Source organism: Simiduia litorea (assembly GCF_042853465.1).
Taxonomy (GTDB): domain Bacteria; phylum Pseudomonadota; class Gammaproteobacteria; order Pseudomonadales; family Cellvibrionaceae; genus Simiduia; species Simiduia litorea.
The window spans coordinates 4,218,040-4,237,960 of sequence record NZ_AP031497.1; the positions used below are offsets into that span (position 1 = coordinate 4,218,040).

Consider the following 19,921-nt stretch of genomic DNA (forward strand, 5'->3'; position numbering starts at 1 on the left):
TCATACGTGTCCTCGTGTGGTCGGAGTTCGAATACCCTTCAATTGGCTGAAACAGTGATCTTTCGCTAACTGAATAAAACTTTTTGCGAAGGGTAGGGCGGCAGTTTCTTCTCTTAGCGCCAACTGCACTCTAGCCCACAAGCCTTCACCAAGAGACAGTGCCACCAACTGTCCCTGGGCAGCATATTCCGCCAACACCCAATTGGGCAAACAACACACGCCGCGACCCGAGGCGACCATTTGCACCATCATTAAGGTCAATTCGGCGCTGCGCACGCTGGCCGGTTCCACCCCCGCTGGCGATAAAAATTTGGTAAAAATATCGAGCCGGTTGCGCTCCACCGGATAGGTGATTAACTGCTCTTGGGCGAGATCTTGGGGCTGAATATTTTTACATTGAGCGAGCGGATGTCGCGGCGATACCGCCAATAACATTTCACATTCAAATAAGGGCTCGTACACCAAGCCTTTCAATGCTACTGGGTCGGTGGTCACCACGAGATCCACTTCGCCGCGCACTAAGGCAGGTAAGGGCTCAAAGGTAAAACCGCCGGAAAAATCCAACTCCACCTGCGGCCATAAAGGCCGATAGGCATCGAGGGTGGGCATCAGCCAATTAAAACAGCTGTGGCACTCAATGGCCATAAACAGCCGACCGGCCTCGCCGTGCACGAGCTTCTGAATATCCCGCTCGGCGCTGGCCATGGCCTGTGTAACCTCGCGAGCGAGGGTTAGTAGGCGCGCACCCGGCTCGGTAAAGCGGATAGGGCGACTCTTGCGCACGAACACCGAATCACCGATTTGCGCCTCAAGCTCCTTAATCTGATGGGACAGCGCCGACTGCGTTAGGCATAGCCGATCGGCTGCGCCCACCAAAGTGCCGGTTTCCTTTAGGGCCAGCAGGGTTTTGAGCTGGCGGAATTCTATATTCATGTCTTTTTTCAAACCAGATATATTAGTTTTACTAATAGTTAAATCAAAGTTAATCAGTTTGATTCACCTTATCAGGGCAACCAGAATAGCGCCATCATCAATTGACCCAGATTAAGGATTTCACATGGCACTGATTCACAACCTCGGCTTCCCTCGCATTGGTAAACAACGCGAACTAAAGTTCGCCCTCGAGCGCTATTGGGCCGGCACCCTGTCGCAAGCGGAATTGGAGAGCTGCGGTAAAGCACTGAGAGCTGAGCACTGGCAAGCACAACAGGGAATAGACCTAGTGCCTGTCGGCGATTTTGCTTGGTACGACCAAGTGCTCACTCTGTCGGCAACCTTCGGTGTTATTCCTAAACGCCATCGCAAAGGTGACATCGATCTCGACACACTGTTTCGCACGGCGCGCGGCCGCTCGACCCAGTCTAGTGAGACCCAGTCCGGTGAGACCCAGCCTAGCGAGGCCGGCTCCTGCTGCGCTAACCACAGCGACAGTGCCGCCAGTGAGATGACCAAGTGGTTTGATACCAACTACCATTACCTGGTTCCTGAATTCGACCTGAAGCAAAATTTTGCCCTTGGCTACCTGCAAATTGTTGAGGAAATTGGCGAAGCGCTGGCACTGGGCGTTAAAGCCAAGCCGGTATTGATAGGCCCACTCACCTATTTATGGTTGGGTAAATTTAGTCAGCCGGAACACAACACAGCGGAAAATAAACTGGCGCTACTAGAAAAATTGCTACCGGTTTATCGGCAACTACTCAACGCCATAGCCAAAACTGGCGTTACCTGGGTACAAATCGACGAACCCATTCTTGCTCTCGATTTAGCGCCCGAATGGCAGCAAGCCTTCGAGTCGACTTACCATCAACTGCAAATTCGCGAGCTGAATATTTTGTTGGCGAACTATTTCGGCCCGTTAGGCGCCAACCTCAGCACCGCGATTAACTTGCCCGTTGCCGGTTTGCATATTGACGCCGTGCGCGGTGGTGAAGAACTGCCACGTCTGCTCGATCGACTTAGCCCGCACAAAGTGCTATCAGTGGGTATTATTGATGGCCGCAACATTTGGGCCAGCGACTGCGATAAAGCACTCGCCACCTTAGCACCGGCGGCGCAACAACTGGGCGAACGGCTCTGGTTAGCGCCTTCTTGTTCGCTGCTACATGTTCCCTATGATGTAACCGTAGAAGACAAAATTGCCGCCGATGTAAAACCTTGGCTAGCGTTTGCCACACAAAAATTACAGGAACTGGTTCTGTTGCGCGATGCGCTGGCGCAACCAGAAAGTACGTTAGTCAAAGAAAAACTCGCCGAGGTTCGCAACATTCAATCGGCGCGTAAGGATTCCGCACGGGTACACAATCAAGCCCTACAAGCGCGTATTAACACGCTAGCGCCGGCTGCAGCGGCTCGACAATCCAGTTTCACCACGCGCATCGTTGCACAACAAAAATTATTAAATCTGCCACTGCTGCCCACCACCAGCATTGGCTCCTTCCCACAAACAGCCGAAATTCGAAGCGCGCGCAGGCTCTATAAACAAGGCAGGCTCACCAACAACGAATACACCCAATTGATGCAGTCGGAAATTCGCAAAGCCATACACATTCAAGAAGAAATTGATTTAGATGTATTGGTACACGGCGAGGCCGAGCGCAACGACATGGTGGAATACTTCGGCGAGCAGCTGGACGGCTTTATTTTTAGCCAACATGGCTGGGTGCAAAGTTACGGCTCGCGCTGTGTTAAACCGCCCGTTATTGTGGGCGATATTTCTCGCCCCAAGGCCATGACCGTTAGCTGGGCCAGTTACGCACAATCGCTGAGTAAAAAACCGGTTAAGGGTATGCTCACCGGTCCCATCACCATGCTGTGTTGGTCTTTCGTGCGCGACGATCAACCGCGCGCGGCAACGGCCTTACAATTGGCGCTAGCGATACGGGATGAAGTGAGCGATCTAGAGGCGGCGGGTATTAACATCATTCAAATTGACGAACCGGCTTTGCGCGAAGGTTTACCACTTTTGAAAAAGGACTGGCCGGCCTATTTAGATTGGGCAACACACGCCTTTCGCGTCAGCTCATCTTCGGTGGCCGACAGCACCCAAATTCACACCCATATGTGCTACGCCGAGTTCAACGACATTATCCAAGCCATTAGTGCCTTGGATGCCGATGTCATCACCATTGAAACCTCGCGTTCCAATATGGAGCTGCTCAATGCCTTCGAGCATTTCGCCTACCCCAATCAAATTGGCCCAGGCGTGTACGATATTCACTCGCCCAATCAACCCAATCAAAAGTGGGTCACCGATTTAATCGAGAAAGCCGCGCAAAAAATTCCACTTAACAATCTATGGGTTAACCCAGACTGTGGTCTAAAAACGCGCAATTGGAACGAAACGAAAGCCGCCCTATCCACGATGGTGCGAGCTGCCAAGCAACTCAGGGCGCAACTAGGCTAGGTGATAGTTTCGAAAACAGGCTTACCATCTCTAATCCCTAGAACTCTACAAGGCCACAGCTCTAGGGATTAGCCCGCCACTCAAAGAAATTATCAGCACATTATTCCAACGCTTTTACCAATAACTTAACGAGGTGGCACCACATCGCGCATCACATCGGGGTGCATCGCAGCCAGTTTTTGCAATAGCGCATTTTGAGCTCCGACCTCTACATCGGCTTGTTCCATTGCCGTCACTAAAGCCGTGACGACGGCATCAAAATGACGATTCGTCATTGCCAACCCCGCATGTACCTCGGTCATCTCATCACCCGTGTATCGACAGGGGCCACCACTGAGTTCACATAACTGCTCCGTCAGCTTCTCGTGAAAACGCGCTAGATCTGCATCTGCAAACAGCGGTCGCAAGACCTCACTATCACCAATTTGATACAAAAAGTTATCGACAATCAACACAATACCCGGCTGGCCACCGAGGCGCTGATACAAGCTTTTATCTTGCTGGCGCTCTGGTAGATGACTACAGCTGGCCAGAATGAAAATCAATAACAGCCACTTTGTAAAAACTCCAACTCTATTCATAGCAAACTCTTCAATTATTGATTTGCACTGATAAATACCAACCGCGCTGCTTATCCCAGAGCGCGATATTGCCAAGATCCGCATAAGCAGCCACTAAGGTTACGCGCTGACTAGGGAACCAAGCCACGAAGGCATCGGCCCAAGCATTTTCATCGACACTGCTCAACAGATCCGGCTTCTGCCGGTATTCAACACCCGCCGCCCAATGTCGGTTAAGCAGTAGTGCTGCAGAAAATTCTCCCACTAACGCAGCCGATTTATCACCACCAAACCCCAACAAGCCGAGTTGATTTGCATCGGTATAGCGCGCCGTTGCACTTAACAAAAGATTGCGCCCAGCTACGGCGTTCAAATACAACTTCGACGCGGACAAATAGACATCCACTCCACTATCAGATTCAGCACCTAAGACTTGCTCAGCCAAATCGGCATTCCGATTAATTTTATACTGAGCTCCCACACTCACTTGCGGCAGATCGCCATAAATTAAATCGCCCAGCAACTTTGCTTTTGCACCAAAAACATCCTGCTCAATAGTTAAGTAAGGATAGGCACCAGCACTAGCGGTACTCAACTCATCAGCCGCGGTATCGCCCAAGCGTAGCGTTTGGTGTCCATAGCTAAATTCGAATCGATTGTTAACCCCAACAAGCAGCGCGGCGCTTGTTAGAGAAAAATCCTGTACCGCTACTTTCGTCAACGCTGCCGATGCGCCCCATTCACCTTCGTTAGCGTAACTACCAATTACCGCCCAAGGCACTAGACCACCACCGGCAGCACCTTCGACTTGCATTGCTCCAGGTGTCGCAAGAATTCGACTTTGTGCCACAGCCGACCCAGCCATTGAAGTTAATAACAAGCCAGCAAACCACAGCGATATAGACACTATGCTCGGTAGTGTTCGCAACAACATTTAATGCATCTCCTTATTGTTGGTATTGGCGCCAATATTGATGAAATTCGGTATCCAGATGATTAAATTTTCCAATGTCATTGGCCGCGCCAAAAAGTAACCCTGCACCAGATCGCAACGGAAAGATTGCAACAGCTTCAGCGCGGCCTGATCTTCAACGCCCTCGGCCACCACCTTTAAGCCTAAAGCGTGAGCCATTTGAATAGTGGCCTCGACAATCTTTTGGTCCTCTTGATTGGCAGCCAAGTGCAACACAAAAGATTTATCTATTTTTAGAATGTCAATTGGCATCATTTTTAATTGAGATAGCGACGAAAAGCCGGTGCCGAAGTCATCCATCGCAAGAGAAATTCCAGCCGCTTGCAAACGCGTTAAATTTTCTATTGCAAGCTCGGCGTCTTCTACCAGTGCGGTTTCTGTGACCTCATAGGAAAATGTTACATGCAGCAGTGGATTATTGTTATGGTCGTCGACAAGCGTGCTAGAAAAATCGCTCGACAGAATATCTTTGGCGGAGAGGTTAACGCCAATTTTTAACCCCGTTGTCACCGAGTCGAGCTGCTTAGCATCATCTTTTACCTTATCGATAACCCAGCGAGTTATGTGCGAAATATTGCCAGACTCCTCGGCAAGGGGGATGAATTCATCGGGAAACACTCTGCCTAGGTCTTCATCTGCCCAGCGAATTAACGCTTCAACACCGGTGATTTTTCCTGTAGCCAAATGCAGCTGAGGCTGATACAGCAACTCAAAACCACCGACCTCTATAGCCCGTTGCAATCGATTCGACATCGTTAGTTTACGCAGATGACGCTCATCAGCACCCTCTTGATAGTGGTGATTTTCTAGACCTTTTTCTCTTGCCTCGGCGAGTGCAATGTTAATCCGCCGAATCATATCTTCGTAGTTATTGGCTTGGGTGACACAGTGAATGGAGCCCATTTTGACGTCTAAACTGATCTGAACACCAGCACGCTCTAAACTGTGGCGAAATGCACGCTGAATTTTATGCATCGCGCCATTTAGTTTATTTAGACCGGCTATCGCGATAAGAAATTTTCCGCTATCCATTCTTGCAAGCAGGTCCACTGAATCTATGCTCGCCGTTAGACGCTGACCAATTTCCGGTAAAAATTGTTGAATGTATGACACCCCATAAAGATCACTTAATCGCTGAATATTTTCAATGCTAAGCAGGATTACCGAGAATTCCGACTCTTGATTAAACCAAATATCGAGTTGTCGTCGAATCATATCGCGGTTCATCAAGCCAGTTTCGAGATCGTGCCCAGCCTGATAGCTAATTTTTTCTTCGCGCTCTTTGATGGCAGTTTGCATGCCATTCAAACTTGTAGCTAATACACCAAATTCATCCTTACTACGCAAAGTAATTGGTTCTGAATAATCGCCCCTAGTCATTCGCTCGGCAGAATTTGCTAACTCTGCAATGGGCTTGGTAATACCCATTGAGATATAAAATATAGCGGCCAATACCAACACTAAGGCAATAGCGGCAATGGTCAACATTCGTGTTTCCAGCTGATCGAAACTTGCAGTTAACTGATCAGAGGAAACCGACAGTAAAAATTGAATATCAGACGCGTCCGCATCAGTCAAACTCACCCAGCGATTAAGCCAACCCTGTGCTGAAAGTAATGCCACATATTCAGATAAGGTTTCTGCTGAATTTTTGCTCAACCGAGCCTCAACAAATTCAATATGGAACGAGGGGAGGGTGGTCGCCAGTACGGAATGATGTACGCCGGCAAATAAGCTGACATTTGCTTTGGCTATATCTTTTAACCCTGTTAGCAATTTCTCATCAACAATAAACCCCAAGCCCACCCAAGCCACTAAGTTCGGTGCACGAACGGGGACTAACGCCAACTGAAATACTTGATCTTCCGCGAGTAACATTATGCTAAAGGCTTCTTGCGTATTTGCTATTCGTGCACCTAATTCTGCTTCCTCACCAGAGATGTCGTGACTGCTAAGCTGCACTTCACCTTCATTATCAATGAGCACCACAAGACCCGCACCTATGCGATCGCCATGATTCGCCAAAGCGGTTACCAATGTTTCTTGTTCATTGGTTGCCACCGCTTGGCGGAAGCCATAGTCATCCGCCAACAAGGTTGCGCGCTCAATCAACTGGCGTCGATTTTCCAACATCAACTTAGCCAGTACTCGCTCGCCCACATCTAACTCGCTGCTGGCAAAGCGAACAGCCGTGTCTTGGGTTGACTTGAGCACAGCCCAACTCACCGCCGCCAGCGTTAAAGCCATTAAGAACGCAAAAGTAAATAACAGCTTGCTGCTAAATTTAGTCATGGTGCTTTTTGAACTGTTGCAAGCGCTCTTTTAATGAAGAGGATTTAAGTGGAGCGCGGTCGGGTAAACTAAAATTTAAGCGCAAAGGAGCGCTTGGATTGTAGGGGTAACTCGTGGGGCCTTTTGCGCCCATGAGCGGATGCCAAATCAACAGGGTTTGGTTTTCTATTAATGGGCTGTTCAATGCTAACGTTACCTTACCATCGCTATCTGCAACAGATTGCACAGGCGCGTTGCTCAGGTATATGTAGCCTTTCATGCTGTCGTGAATATTACAGCCTAACTCCACAATACCTTCGCGTTGAAATACCACCGGCGGCGCGTCTTTATCACGATACAGTTTGAGCTCAAAATTATTTGGCTCGGAAAAGGAATACACATGGTGTCGGGTTTTATCGCTGTTTGGAAAAAACACCTGTTTACCGGTAGGCACTAGACTGACGTGTGGTACAAATTCCAAATTTATTTGATCGATAGCATAGCTAATCGGCTCGTTGCCAGCGGTTGCAACCGCTGCTTGCGAAGGAACAATCACCACAGTATTAGGTGCAGGCTGACCGCGGCTATCGACAATCTGCAGCAATAACATTTCACCCGTTTGAGCGAGCGAGATTTGCACATAGCAAGTGACGTAGAGTACCGTCAAACCCAGCAAACTAGATCGGATGAAACTCTGCCTAGTGATCAAAATAGGAACCATGGCCTTGCCTTTATTGAAGATTACCCTCAACTATAGGCCTTAGCATGGAATTGTGCCGATAAAAGCTCGGTTGCGTCGAGAAAGCAAGAGCTTGAGCTTAGGCAACCACAAGCGTCAGCGCACCAGCTAGGCCACTGGCGAATATCACAGTCATAATACCCAGCTTCAAACGCGCCATGGCGACAAAAGCCGCCACTGCAATAAGCAAGGAGAGCCAATCAAACGGGCCAGTCAGGCCCTGTGGCCAAAATACGTGCATGGCAAAGAACACGGCGAGATTCAAAATAACACCCACAACCGCGGCGCTGATTCCAGTTAACGGTGCCGTTAACTTCACGTCATTACGGCTCGCTTCTACCGCTGGCCCGCCAAGAAGAATAAATAAAAACGACGGCAGAAAGGTAAAAAAAGTCACCACGGAAGCGGCGATGAAACCGGCTAAAGGTAGCAGTGTTGCGCCAAATAGCGCCTTGGTCCAACCACCCACAAAACCCACAAAAGCAACCACCATGATCAGCGGCCCAGGCGTAGTTTCACCCAGTGCCAAGCCGTCCATCATCTGCGCCGTGGTTAACCAGGCGTAAGTTTCTACGCCGCCCTGATGCACATAGGGCAACACAGCATAGGCACCGCCGAAGGTAACAAAGGCTGCCTTGGTAAAGAAAGTGGCCATATCCACCAAATCGCTTTCCGCGCCTTGCCAAGCTATTAAAGCTCCTAAGGCAACACACCAAATTGCCAACGTACACAGGCATATCAAGACGGCCTTGCGAAGACTAAATGCCGCGTGGGCTGGAATGGGTGTGTGGTCGTCAATTAACGCCGCACCAAAGGTTTCAGTTGTTGTTTTGCTATGGCCACCCAAGCGAAATGTATCCGGAGCGAATTTTCCCCCAACCATTCCGATAATACCCGCACCGATAACGATATAGGGAAAAGGTAAATTGATAAAAAACAGCGCAATGAACGCGACCAGTGCCATTAGCCGCAACGCATTATTTTTTAGGGCGCGCGAGCCAATGCGGTAAGCCGCAAATACAACGATGGCCGTAACGGCGGGTTTGACGCCGTATAGAATAGCCGCCACCAAAGGCAAATCGCCGTAGGCGAGATACACCCAAGTTAATGCCACCAACATGAAGAAGGACGGCAACACAAACAATAGACCCGCAACAATACCGCCCCAAACGCCGTGCATTAACCAACCAATGTAGGTGGCTAACTGTTGCGCCTCTGGGCCGGGTAGCACCATGGTGTAATTGAGCGCATGCAGAAACCGATGCTCGGAAATCCAACGGCGTTTTTCCACCAACTCCTGGTGCATCATACTGATTTGACCCGCCGGCCCACCAAAGCTGATAAAGCCCAACTTTAGCCAGTAATAAAAGGCGTCTAACAGCGACACTGGCGGTGGTCTGTCTGCGTGTTTATCGATCATCTGATCATTCCGATTGGCTTTATCTTCGCGCGGTTCAACGGTTAATAAATAAAGTAGATGGCCTAAGCGCGCATATTCAGCACGCCAAAGATCGAGTCACACGCCAACAAAACGGTTAGTAACCTTTTTTATGGTGGCGCGATTGCTTCTGCACCTTGCCAATCATTTTGCCAAAGGCTTTATCTTTAGCGCGCTTCTCGGCAAGGGTGGCAGTGTTGAGCGCCTGCTCGCGCTGTAATTTTCTGTAGCTATCCAACCGACGCTGGGATAATGCATTTTCTGCTATCGCCTTTTGTACGGCACAGCCGGGTTCGCGCTCGTGTTGGCAATCCGAGAACCGACACCGCTCCGCCAATTCGATAATTTCTGCAAAGGTATCACTCACACCCTGCTCGCAATCACTCAGCTGCAGCTCCCGCATACCCGGCGTATCCATAAGTAAACCGCCGCTCGGCAACCACTTTAACGCTCGCGCTGTGGTGGTGTGACGACCCTTTCCATCATCAGCGCGAATTGAACGGGTGTGCTGAGCCTCAAAACCCAGCAAACCATTTACCAAGGTCGATTTGCCAACGCCTGAAGAACCCAGTAGCGCCACGGTGCTGCCCTTTTGGCAGTAACTCGCTAGCAATTCAAGATCGGATGCATTGAGCGCATTGATGGCATGCACTATCAAGCGAGAATCTAAGGCCTGAACTTGCTGACACTTAGCCTCCGCGTCGGCGCATAAATCCGCTTTGGTTAATACCACAATGGCTTCGACCTCAGCCTCTTTGGCCAACGCGAGATAGCGCTCAATACGACTTAAATTAAAATCTTGGTTAAGCGAACACACCACAAACACGCGATCCACATTGGCTGCAATCAATTGAGCTTCAACTTTCGAGCCCGGCGCGCGGCGCTTAAACAATGACTGAGCATCCAGACAGCGGTGCAGACGCCGTGCGGTATCAAATAAAACCCAATCGCCCACACAAACAGCATCGCTCTGCGGCGGCACCAACACATGTATCGGCCCCCGCTCACCTAGCACCACAATATGGCTACGGTGGTGCTCAACGATTCGACCAAGACTAAATTCCGTGAGCTCATCCAAACGTAATTGCTGCTGAAAAAAAGGTCGCCAACCAAGATCGGCTAAGGTTGGCTGCTTCTCATCCATGGTAACCCCTAGACATTTTTCAATGTTCTGATAAACCTAAACACTGCCTTCCATTTCAACCACTAGAATTCGCGCTTCGCCAATAGGATGCGCCACGTGCTCTGTGCCAACGCTGGCGAAAAAAATATCGCCTGCCTGAAGCACAACACATTGTTCAACCCTTGTCGAATTTTTGTCTTCCCGATAATGCATTTCAACCACGCCATCTAACACCGCGAAAACTTCTTCGCCATCATTGATATGCCATTTATAGGGTTGATCTGTCCAGTGTAGGCGCGTCGTCACACCCTTCATGTTAGCAATGGTTTTAGCGCCCCAAGCGCGCTCTGCGGTAAACTCTTTGGCTCGAATTATTTCCATAACTAGCTCCAATATTGGTTATAGATGCGCACGCTTAGGTTGCAACAACCACACCTGCTCCAAGGCATCGCACTTACCTTTCAATCCACCTTCTAAAGGCGAGCTGGCTAGACGCTGCAATTGATACTGGCCAGCATACAAAACATTTAGTTCAGTTTCAGGGACCGAGAAAGGTGGCCCTGGCATTGCCTCTTGCTGGTAGTCGAAGCTAACGAGTAACTGAGGCGCGCAAACACTGATAGCTGTTATATGCTTGGCATAGCGCTCACGCATCGCCGGCGGCAGTGCCACCAACGCCGCGCGATCGTAAATTCCAGCCACGGTGCCTATATCGGCTGCGCTTAATTCAAAAAAATCGGCAACAATAATGACTAATTTATTCGCCTTGAATATTTTACAGTGGGTTTTCTCTTCAATCGTCGGTGTCAAACCCAACTCGGAAAATAGCTGGCTAACCGCCAGCTCAGACAGCTCCACACCCACCACGGCAAAGCCTTCGCTCAAGAGCCAACTGATATCCCGCGATTTACCGCACAGTGGCAACAGAAGGCGCGAGGAGGGCGGCAATGTCAAATGCGGCAAAAACGTGACCAATAACGGATTCACATCATTATTGTGAAAGCCAATTTCATTGTTTTGCCAGCGACTTAACCAAAATTCTTTTTGCATAACTCCGCACCTTTAAATGCAATCTTAGATCCGACCATTTAGCTAACCTAAATCAGCAATAGCTTTCGCTAAATTTCGCAGCGCATTCAGTTCACATTTTTGTCGATAAAACGCGGTTTGAAATACGGCATCGCGACGCAGAAAGTCAGCCAGCAGCTGCTTGCGCTTGCGCCGGTAAATGGGCATGGGAACCCAGCGGTACTCTTTGCGCACATCGCGCTCGAATTGAGCATAGATGGCTTCGGTTGCGCCAAGAATACTGAGATCGATATCTACTAAGAGTTTTTGATCTTGATCGTCGACCTCGGCAGTATGTCGTGTCGCCATTATCAAGCTATGAACATTGCGACAGCGCTGGGCATCGGCACCGTTTTTCTTTAGAAAATCGACAGCTAGATTCGCGCTATCTAATTCATTGCTGCTGGAAAACGGCTTGTAGATACAGTCATGAAACCAAATTGCAACTTCAACATCGTCCGGCTGATGCGCTTGCGCGCGACTGCTCTCGAAATGTTTTAGTAAAACGTCAATATGGCGATGCGTGTGATAAAAGCGATGCGTTTCTGAATACGCCTTGTACAGTGTTTGAAAAACCGCCTCATTATCGTCGAAGGCCAACCGCACCATGAGTTGTCGCCAGCGTTCAATGTCCATGGCTCTGCCTCACCGAGTCATCTTTACGCCACCGTAGCGCTTGCAGAACATTTTTCCCGGCGAGCGCAAAGTACAACCATGCCTTTCGCCAACGATTCCCCAATAAAATAATATGAACATGCCAACCTTTTTCTCTTCTGGCACTGTAGCCACTATAGAGCAACGTAAATGCTTGAGCATCGTCTAAAACGTCTTGCGCTAATGCTGCTGCATAGTGTGTTCCCAGCGCTAGCATTTCGGTAACATCTGCCACACTAGGCTCACCCTGATGTTTGGGAAACGCTAACACATAGTAGTTTGGAATAAGCTCTGTCTTTATCTTGTGCAGCACACACTGGCTACCGCTGGTTAGCGCAATAGGTGTCGTATTCGTCGTTTGGTTCATAGGCCCTTCTCAACCAGCGGTCGCGAAAGGGTAAGCGCGGTGCCTTAGGCTTGCAAGCAAATTGAGCGAATGCCGTTATCGGTAGCACTAGCGGGGTTATAACAATGCGGTTCGTTTGAACCGCTAGATTGCACTTTTATGCGCAGATTTATTTCACCAGAAAGACTTTCTTGCCCGACGCACTTGCCATCATACGCTTGGCGTAATCATGCAAGGGTGATTCAGATGCCACTAGGCTCAATGCGGCCGGCAGCCCTGTGGCGTAACAGACAATGGGAGCGGCAATCGCATCTGCTAAGGTCGGCTGATCGCCAAATAGAAAGCGGTTCGACGCTAATTTTTCCGCGACGATGTTTAACGCCGCAATCGCGGCCGGCTTGCCAGCCGCGAGCACGTCCGCGCGCGGCTTGCCATCTTCGCCCTTGGGGAAGACCAATTCCAATAAGTAATCTCGCACCACCGCCTTGTCGATATAGATACTCAGCAGTTGACACCAAGCATCCACCTCAGCCTTTTGCCACGGGTCCACTGGCGTCAGCGTGGTGCCCGGGAAATTGTCGTCGAGATAGCGACAGATCGCCGAGGTTTCACCCAGCGCACAGCCATTGTGAATCAACACGGGAACCTTGTTGTAAGGGTGCCACTGGCTATGTTCCGGCCCGCGAAATTCCACTGGCTTACCGTCGAGCTCGAAGCCTAAGGTGTAGGCGATGCCCTTCTCCTCACACACCCACTGTACGCTGCGGACAAAATTACTAAATTGTGGGCCATAGATATGAACATTCATGGTTGAACTCCTTTTACCGTTTTTGTGCTTGATGATTTGGCAAAGCCTAATCACTATGACAATATGTTCAAGAACATATTCTGAAGAGCAAAAACATGGCTTGGTCACCGACGCACAAAGAGCAAACACGAGAAAAAATTTTACAGAGTGCCGCGCGGTTATTTACCCAACAGGGTTTTGACAATGTCGGTATCAACGATGTAATGGCGCACGCGGGGCTTACCCGCGGCGCCTTTTACGCACATTTCCATTCAAAATCTGAGCTCTATGCCGAGGCCATTGTCACCGCAGCCCTAACGGCACAATCCACCTTGCTCGCCGCCTTGCCCGAGCGCGCGACCCGCAGCCAGGTGGTCAACGCCTACCTCAGTGATACCCATAGGCGCGGTGATAGCGCCAGTTGTCCACTGGCGTTTTTAACCACCGATATCAGCCAGCGCGACCCGGTTATCCGCGCCGCCTACACCAAAGTATTTCGAGGTTTTCTCAACCAGCTGGAGCCCAATAGCGAAGCGCGGGAAAAGGCCCTGAGAACAGCGGTCTTGATGATAGGCGGCATGGCTATTGCCCGTGCCCTAGATGACGACGGCCTGGTGAGCGAGCTATTCAGCGCCTGCCAAGCGGGTGCCAGTCGCTAGCGTCGGCGGCGCTAGGATTTGCATCTACCGCCGTAGTGGCTGGTCTTGTGCCAATAAAAAAGCCCGCTTCACGGAGCGGGCTTTTTTAAAAAACGAAAGCTAAATGCTTATTCGTCTTCACAGGCAGCGGCATAGCCATCAGCGTCTAGCGCGTCATCCAACTCAGACAAGTCTGTGGGTCTGACCTTGTAAAACCAACCGTCATCGTAGGGCGAGCTATTCACCGTTTCTGGCGCATCTTCGAGGGCTTCGTTAACGGCAATCACTTCACCGGTAACCGGTGAGTAAATGTCAGACGCCGCTTTAACCGATTCAACCACACCTGCTTCTTCACCGGCGTTTACCGTAGAACCCACTTCCGGCGTTTCCACATAAACCACATCGCCCAAGGCTTCTTGTGCATGGTCAGAAATGCCGATGGTTACGGTGCCATCGTCTTCAAGGCGTACCCACTCGTGGCTGGCCATGTACTTTAGTTCTTTGCGAATTTCGCTCATTGGAAGTTCCTCGTCGCGGTGAGCCGCTCAGTTTTCAGTCAATTAGGGAAGCTTGGAAAAACGTTTTGCGGCTAAGGCCTAGCTAGGCAAATTTGGCCGAAAAGGCGCAGTTTACAGTGTGTAAAAGCACTTTTTAACAACAAATTTAGCCAAGCCAGACAAGCAAGGGTGTTTTTCAAAGATTCCTTAGAATATTTTTTTACCGTTGCGGACAAAGCTAGGCTTAACCACTTTAACGGGCACATGTTTGTTGCGCATTTCTACCAGACAAGTGTCACCCACTTCAACCGGTACGCGCGCCAGCGCAATAGAATAGCCTAGGGTTGGCGAGAAGGTACCACTGGTAATCTCACCGGTATCCGCCACGCCCTCCACGATCACTTTCTGATGGCCGCGCAACACACCTTTCTCTTCTAGCACCAGACCCACCAACTTGCGCTTCACGCCAGCGGCTTTTTGCGCCGTTAATACAGCGCGACCAATGAAGTCGCGCTCGGCTGGCTCCCAAGCGATGGTCCACGCCATGTTGGCTTCCAGTGGCGAGATGGTTTCGTCCATATCACTACCGTACAGATTCATGCCGGCTTCTAAACGCAGGGTGTCGCGCGCGCCAAGGCCGCAGGGCTGTACACCGGCATCGGCCAAGGCCTGCCAGAAGGCTACAACTTCCGTCTCTGGCACCATAATCTCAAGACCATCTTCACCGGTATAACCAGTGCGAGCGATAAACCAGTCGCCAAATTCTGCACCCTGGAATACTTTCAACCCAGCGATGATATCGGACGCCTTAGGTAACACGGCTTGGGCTTTAGCAATGGCGTTCGGCCCCTGTACGGCAACCATCGCCAACTGCGGGCGCTCGGTCAGGCTAACATCAAAGTCAGCCGCTACCTTGGTCATCCAGGCCAAGTCTTTTTCGCGGGTCGCGCAATTCACTACTGTGCGGTACCAATCGCCCATGAAGTAAACAATTAAATCGTCAATTACGCCGCCATCGGTATTGAGCATGCCGGTGTACATGGCCTTGCCAATGGTCGACTCAATCTTGGCAACATCGTTCGCCAACAGCGTCTGCAGGTAGGCCTTGGCCTCTGGCCCCATAACGTCAACGATGGTCATGTGGGAAACATCAAACATACCGGCATCGGTGCGCACCTTATGGTGCTCTTCAACCTGCGAGCCATAGTTGACTGGCATATCCCAGCCGCCAAAATCCACTACTCGGCCGGCCATTGCCTTGTGAGTTTCATAAAGAGGAGTTTTGTTTCCCATAGTGATCACCTGTTTCCTATAGTGGAAAAACGCGCATTCTAGCCCCATTCGCTTTGGGAGAAAACAATTTAGACAAAAAAAATCGGCGCTGCCGAATATTCCTTGTCAGGCTTAGCGGCCTATCATTGTTTCATCGTTGCAGTAGGTTACACTGCGCCCAAATCGGACTGCCTTGGAGGCTATCGTGATACGTGCATTTAAAATTTTACTGGTGCTTATTTTACTGCTTGTGGCAGCGCTTGTAGCGCTTGTGCTCACCTTTGACCCCAATAAATATAAACCGCAAATTATCGATGCCGCCGCACGCAATAACATCAGCCTTAAAATAGACGGCGACCTCGGCTGGCAGCTCTGGCCGCGGCTTGCGATTCAAGCCGCCAAGGTTTCTGTGGCCGCGCCCTCGAAGCCTGATGCCATCATCGCCAGTATCGATAGCTTTGCGCTGGCCCTGCAAGTTAAACCGCTGTTCAATCAGAATGTCGTGATTGATGGCATTCGCCTAACGGGCGCCACGGTAAATCTGCGCGTCGACAAAGCCGGCAACGGCAATTGGCAAAGCTTAGGCCAGATCGCGCACGCAGATAGCACGCCACAACTGCGTTTTGCTCATGCACGCGCCGACGATTACCTCGTCGCAAGTACCGTGAGCGAACGGCCGCCTTTCGATGTTGAGAAAAATCTGCAATTAGACCGGCTCGCCTTGGTAGACAGTCAACTCAGCTACCACACCGCCGAAGGTTTGAAGCTAGACCTGACCGAGCTGAATGCCGAGCTATCGCAATTGAAATTAAACGGCGATGCGTTTCCAGTGAGCTTCAGCAGCCAATTTAACCTAGTGCGCCCCGAAGCAGCCACGTTAAAAGGCAACACCCGTGCCACACTGGATTTAAAAGTGCCCGCCAAACTCGACCAGATCATTATCGAGAAGCTCAAAGCACCCACACAATTGGTTCAGGGCGGCAGCAGCGCCGAGGTTGAGTTGCACCTCAACAGCAAAATCCTCTTGGGTCGCGCCAGTGATTCTGGCTTGAGCTACAGCGGCGATCTCGCATTGACGCCCACCAATTTGCAAAAATTAATGATCGCCCTCGGCACACCGCTGCCGCCCATGGCGGATGCCGAAGCGCTGCACCATGTCGCGCTCAGCTCGCCCTTTCAAGGCACGGATAAGGCCATCACCTTTGAACCCTTGACCTTGCAAGTTGATAGCTCTGCGATCAAAGGCAAAGTTGCCATCACCGATTTTTCGAGCCTCGCGCTCAACATCGATGTGCAAGGCGACAGCATCAATCTGGATCATTACTTAGCGCCGCCCGAAGCCACCGCACAAGGTAGCGCCGGTAAAACTAAGTCAGCACCCAGAGCCGCTAAAGCAGGCGCCGAGGATGCCTTGCCACTAGAGGCGCTACGGGCATTGAATCTCGAGTTACTCGCCGGTTTCAATCGCATGTCGGTAAAGGGCTTAGATTTCAGCCAAGTGAAAGCCAAGGTAAAAGCGAAAGATGGGTTGATTAATTTGAACGGGTTTGACGCCTTGCTGCACGATGGTCCGCTCAATGCCACGGCCGTATTTGATGCGCGCCCATCAGTGGCAAACTTAACCTTTAAAGCCACGGGCAAAAAAATGCCATTGGAAAAGCTACTGGCCGACTTCGACGTTGAGCAATTAGTCTCTGGCGTTGGCGGCGTGGAAGTCACCGGCGCGGCGAGTGGACGCACCAGCACAGCGTTAACCGACAGCATGAAAGCCGACATTCAACTGAGCAGTCAGCAAATGCTGTTACACAACATGAACCTTGAAAAAAGCCTGTGTGAGTTGGCCATGTTGGCGCAGCGCCAAGAGATGCCACAAATTGCGTGGACCGATTCAACCAAGCTGCAAACGTTAACCTCCAGCATGCAATTTGCGAATCAAAAGCTCACCATAAATAACTTAACTTCTGGGGTTGAATCCATGGCGTTGGCTGGCTTAGGCATGGTCGACTTGAGCAAAGGTGCACTGGATTTTAAGTTTAATTTACGGGTAGACGAGGCGGCCAATAAATTATTGAACTGCCCCATAGTCAATAAAAAATTATTGAACATGGACATTCCCATTCGTTGCAAGGACAGCTTTGCCAAATTAAATGCGCGTTCTTGTGCACCTGATATGGCTGTGCTCGAAAAGCTGTATGGCGATGAAGTGAAATCTAAAATCAATAAAGAATTGGATAAACAACTGAAAAATAACCCCGAGCTAAACAACGTGCTCAAGGGGTTGCTGGGCGGTAGTAAAAAGAAAACCGATGAGAAAAACTAAACCGGCGGTGTTCGCCAACACCGTGCTGAGCTGGTTTGATCAGCACGGTCGCAAGCATTTACCTTGGCAACAAAACATTAACGCCTACCGCGTGTGGGTGTCTGAAATCATGTTGCAGCAAACTCAAGTTAGCACCGTAATTCCCTATTTCGAGCGCTTTATGGCGCGCTTCCCCACGGTGCGCGATCTTGCCCTGGCGCCTATCGATGAGGTGCTGCATTTGTGGACTGGGCTTGGCTATTACGCGCGCGCGCGCAATTTACATAAGGCCGCAAACCACATTGTGCAACAGCATAGCGGCGAGTTTCCACGCCGTGTCGAAGCGCTAACCGAGCTGTCGGGTGTCGGCCGCTCCACCGCCGGCGCCATCAGCTCCATCGCCTTTGGCGATCGCGCCGCCATTTTAGATGGCAATGTAAAACGCGTACTGGCGCGCTATCACGGCGTTGAGGGCTGGCCAGGTCAAACCCAAACGCTCAATGCTTTATGGGCACTGGCGGAAGCGGCAACACCGAACAGCCGCAACGCCGACTACACCCAAGCGATGATGGATTTAGGCGCTACACTCTGCACCCGCAGTAAACCCGCCTGTGACACCTGTCCACTTATGGGTGGCTGCGTCGCCTTCGGCACCGGTCGCACAGCCGAGCTACCGAGCAAAAAACCGCGCAAAACCCTGCCGGAAAAACAAGTTCAACTCCTCATGCTGCGCAACCCGCAAGGTGAAATACTCCTAGAGCAGCGCCCCGCCAGTGGCATCTGGGGTGGTCTTTGGAGCTTTCCGGAATTGGCCATTGAAGACTGCGCGAGAAACTTTGCGCAAAGCCGCTATGCTTGTGAAGGCACACCGGTCACGTGGGATAGCTGGCGTCATACCTTTAGCCACTACCATCTGGATATCAGCCCTGTGTTGGTTCAGCTAGCTCACATGCCAACGCAGATTCAAGAATCCCGCCAGCGCTGGGTTAACCCAGCGCAACCTGGCAATTTAGGCTTAGCGGCACCGGTAAAGAAACTGTTACAACAACTCGTGGATGCGGCGCCGCTTTGTTAAACACTATTTATCTTTTATTCATAGCACTTGGCTTGTCTTTGCATTGCCAAGCACAAGTACCCACACAACAAGATGGGCCGATTAATTTTTCATTGATGATCATTCCCGTGTACATCGAAGAAAATAAATCCGGCCCCATGTACGAAGTGCACCAGCAAATACTCGGTGCACTTAGCGCGAAATTTAATAGGGTATTTGATACAACCATCTCGCCGCCGTTAAGGGCGCAGCAAAATTTTGTGGCCGGCCGAGCCCAGGCCCTAATGCCAGATTTTTGCGATGCCAATATCGGCGTGCCCTTTGTTCACTCGGTGCCCTTTGCTCGGGTAGTTCGCTATATTTTGACGCCAGCCAATTCGCCCAGCATCAACAGTTATAGCGCCCTAAAAGGCAAAAAAGTCGGTTTGGTGCGGGGCTACGCCTACGATCTTGAAGGCAAAGCGGGGGAGGGCATCGAATTGATTTGGACCACCAGCCAGCGCCAAACCGTGCGCATGCTCCGCAATGGCCGGCTGGACGCCATAGTGGCAAACCTTGATGAGGTTGCACAAATTGTACAATCAGAGGGCGGACAAATGCCCAATGTCGATATCGGCCATCCAGTGCTGGATAGGTCACTCTGCTATGTGTTTCACGACAACCAGCTCGGAAGGCATCTTGCGCTCGAGGTCAGCGGCCAAATTATCGAGCTTAGGCGGCAGGGCAAGCTGGCTGACTCTATCGGCCAAAATCACATCCCAGACTTTCTCCCCGCCAAACCCGAAGTGCGTTAACATAC

Annotated in this window: 19 protein-coding genes; 5 read left to right on the top strand and 14 right to left on the bottom strand. The window is 50.7% G+C overall.

The window, feature by feature from the left end; genetic code table 11:
- Positions 1-933, bottom strand: coding sequence for a LysR family transcriptional regulator (locus ACGHTT_RS18760; RefSeq protein ID WP_390592534.1), 933 nt, complete (start codon positions 931-933; stop codon positions 1-3).
- Positions 934-1,057: 124 nt separating this feature from the next.
- On the opposite strand from ACGHTT_RS18760, the gene metE reads away from it, so the two are divergent.
- Complete coding sequence (gene metE, locus ACGHTT_RS18765) at positions 1,058-3,403, top strand: 5-methyltetrahydropteroyltriglutamate--homocysteine S-methyltransferase (RefSeq protein ID WP_390592535.1); 2,346 nt, start codon at positions 1,058-1,060, stop codon at positions 3,401-3,403.
- A gap of 125 nt (positions 3,404-3,528) precedes the next feature.
- Here the strand turns inward: metE and ACGHTT_RS18770 are convergent, their stop codons facing one another.
- From ACGHTT_RS18770 to ACGHTT_RS18820, 11 genes are all read right to left on the bottom strand, one after another.
- A complete protein-coding gene (locus tag ACGHTT_RS18770) occupies positions 3,529-3,984 on the bottom strand; it encodes a group 1 truncated hemoglobin (protein WP_390592536.1) in 456 nt (151 codons plus the stop codon).
- A 10-nt stretch (positions 3,985-3,994) separates the two neighbouring features.
- Complete coding sequence (locus ACGHTT_RS18775; protein ID WP_390592537.1) at positions 3,995-4,897, bottom strand: DUF3034 family protein; 903 nt, start codon at positions 4,895-4,897, stop codon at positions 3,995-3,997.
- Complete coding sequence (locus ACGHTT_RS18780; RefSeq protein WP_390592538.1) at positions 4,898-7,228, bottom strand: putative bifunctional diguanylate cyclase/phosphodiesterase; 2,331 nt, start codon at positions 7,226-7,228, stop codon at positions 4,898-4,900. It lies immediately after the preceding gene.
- Entirely contained in the window at positions 7,221-7,928 is a 708-nt protein-coding gene (locus tag ACGHTT_RS18785) for a hypothetical protein (RefSeq protein WP_390592539.1), read from the bottom strand. The genes ACGHTT_RS18780 and ACGHTT_RS18785 overlap by 8 nt, the downstream gene beginning before the upstream one ends.
- Before the next feature lie 97 nt (positions 7,929-8,025).
- Positions 8,026-9,366, bottom strand: a complete 1,341-nt coding sequence (gene chrA, locus ACGHTT_RS18790) for a chromate efflux transporter (protein ID WP_390592540.1) — start codon at positions 9,364-9,366, stop codon at positions 8,026-8,028.
- A gap of 115 nt (positions 9,367-9,481) precedes the next feature.
- Entirely contained in the window at positions 9,482-10,528 is a 1,047-nt protein-coding gene (gene rsgA, locus ACGHTT_RS18795) for a ribosome small subunit-dependent GTPase A (RefSeq protein ID WP_390592541.1), read from the bottom strand.
- A gap of 36 nt (positions 10,529-10,564) precedes the next feature.
- A complete protein-coding gene (locus ACGHTT_RS18800) occupies positions 10,565-10,888 on the bottom strand; it encodes a cupin (protein WP_390592542.1) in 324 nt (107 codons plus the stop codon).
- A gap of 18 nt (positions 10,889-10,906) precedes the next feature.
- On the bottom strand, positions 10,907-11,557 hold the full coding sequence (tmpT, locus tag ACGHTT_RS18805; protein WP_390592543.1) for a thiopurine S-methyltransferase: 651 nt from the start codon (positions 11,555-11,557) through the stop codon (positions 10,907-10,909).
- Between the two features lie 42 nt (positions 11,558-11,599).
- Positions 11,600-12,211: a hypothetical protein gene (locus ACGHTT_RS18810; protein ID WP_390592544.1), complete on the bottom strand. Its 612-nt coding sequence runs from the start codon at positions 12,209-12,211 to the stop codon at positions 11,600-11,602.
- Positions 12,201-12,596 carry a hypothetical protein gene (locus tag ACGHTT_RS18815; RefSeq protein WP_390592545.1) on the bottom strand — a complete coding sequence of 132 codons (396 nt, stop codon included), beginning with the start codon at positions 12,594-12,596 and terminating at the stop codon, positions 12,201-12,203. The genes ACGHTT_RS18810 and ACGHTT_RS18815 overlap by 11 nt, the downstream gene beginning before the upstream one ends.
- A gap of 148 nt (positions 12,597-12,744) precedes the next feature.
- Positions 12,745-13,383: a glutathione S-transferase family protein gene (locus tag ACGHTT_RS18820; RefSeq protein WP_390592546.1), complete on the bottom strand. Its 639-nt coding sequence runs from the start codon at positions 13,381-13,383 to the stop codon at positions 12,745-12,747.
- Between the two features lie 95 nt (positions 13,384-13,478).
- Between ACGHTT_RS18820 and ACGHTT_RS18825 the strand changes: the two genes are divergently transcribed.
- Positions 13,479-14,021, top strand: coding sequence for a TetR/AcrR family transcriptional regulator (locus ACGHTT_RS18825; RefSeq protein ID WP_390592547.1), 543 nt, complete (start codon positions 13,479-13,481; stop codon positions 14,019-14,021).
- 107 nt (positions 14,022-14,128) lie between these two features.
- On the opposite strand, the gene gcvH is transcribed toward ACGHTT_RS18825, so the two are convergent.
- Positions 14,129-14,518: a glycine cleavage system protein GcvH gene (gcvH, locus tag ACGHTT_RS18830; RefSeq protein WP_390592548.1), complete on the bottom strand. Its 390-nt coding sequence runs from the start codon at positions 14,516-14,518 to the stop codon at positions 14,129-14,131.
- A 186-nt stretch (positions 14,519-14,704) separates the two neighbouring features.
- Positions 14,705-15,790 carry a glycine cleavage system aminomethyltransferase GcvT gene (gene gcvT / locus ACGHTT_RS18835; protein ID WP_390592549.1) on the bottom strand — a complete coding sequence of 362 codons (1,086 nt, stop codon included), beginning with the start codon at positions 15,788-15,790 and terminating at the stop codon, positions 14,705-14,707.
- A 184-nt stretch (positions 15,791-15,974) separates the two neighbouring features.
- Between gcvT and ACGHTT_RS18840 the strand changes: the two genes are divergently transcribed.
- The 3 genes from ACGHTT_RS18840 to ACGHTT_RS18850 are packed head-to-tail and all read left to right on the top strand — an operon-like array spanning position 15,975 to position 19,916.
- The gene (locus ACGHTT_RS18840; RefSeq protein WP_390592550.1) at positions 15,975-18,089 is read left to right on the top strand and encodes an AsmA family protein; all 2,115 of its coding nucleotides are present in this window, start codon (positions 15,975-15,977) and stop codon (positions 18,087-18,089) included.
- Positions 18,076-19,143 carry an A/G-specific adenine glycosylase gene (gene mutY, locus ACGHTT_RS18845; RefSeq protein ID WP_390592551.1) on the top strand — a complete coding sequence of 356 codons (1,068 nt, stop codon included), beginning with the start codon at positions 18,076-18,078 and terminating at the stop codon, positions 19,141-19,143. Before ACGHTT_RS18840 ends, mutY begins: the two co-directional genes overlap by 14 nt.
- A complete protein-coding gene (locus ACGHTT_RS18850; protein WP_390592552.1) occupies positions 19,137-19,916 on the top strand; it encodes a substrate-binding periplasmic protein in 780 nt (259 codons plus the stop codon). The genes mutY and ACGHTT_RS18850 overlap by 7 nt, the downstream gene beginning before the upstream one ends.
- Positions 19,917-19,921 lie beyond the last annotated feature (5 nt).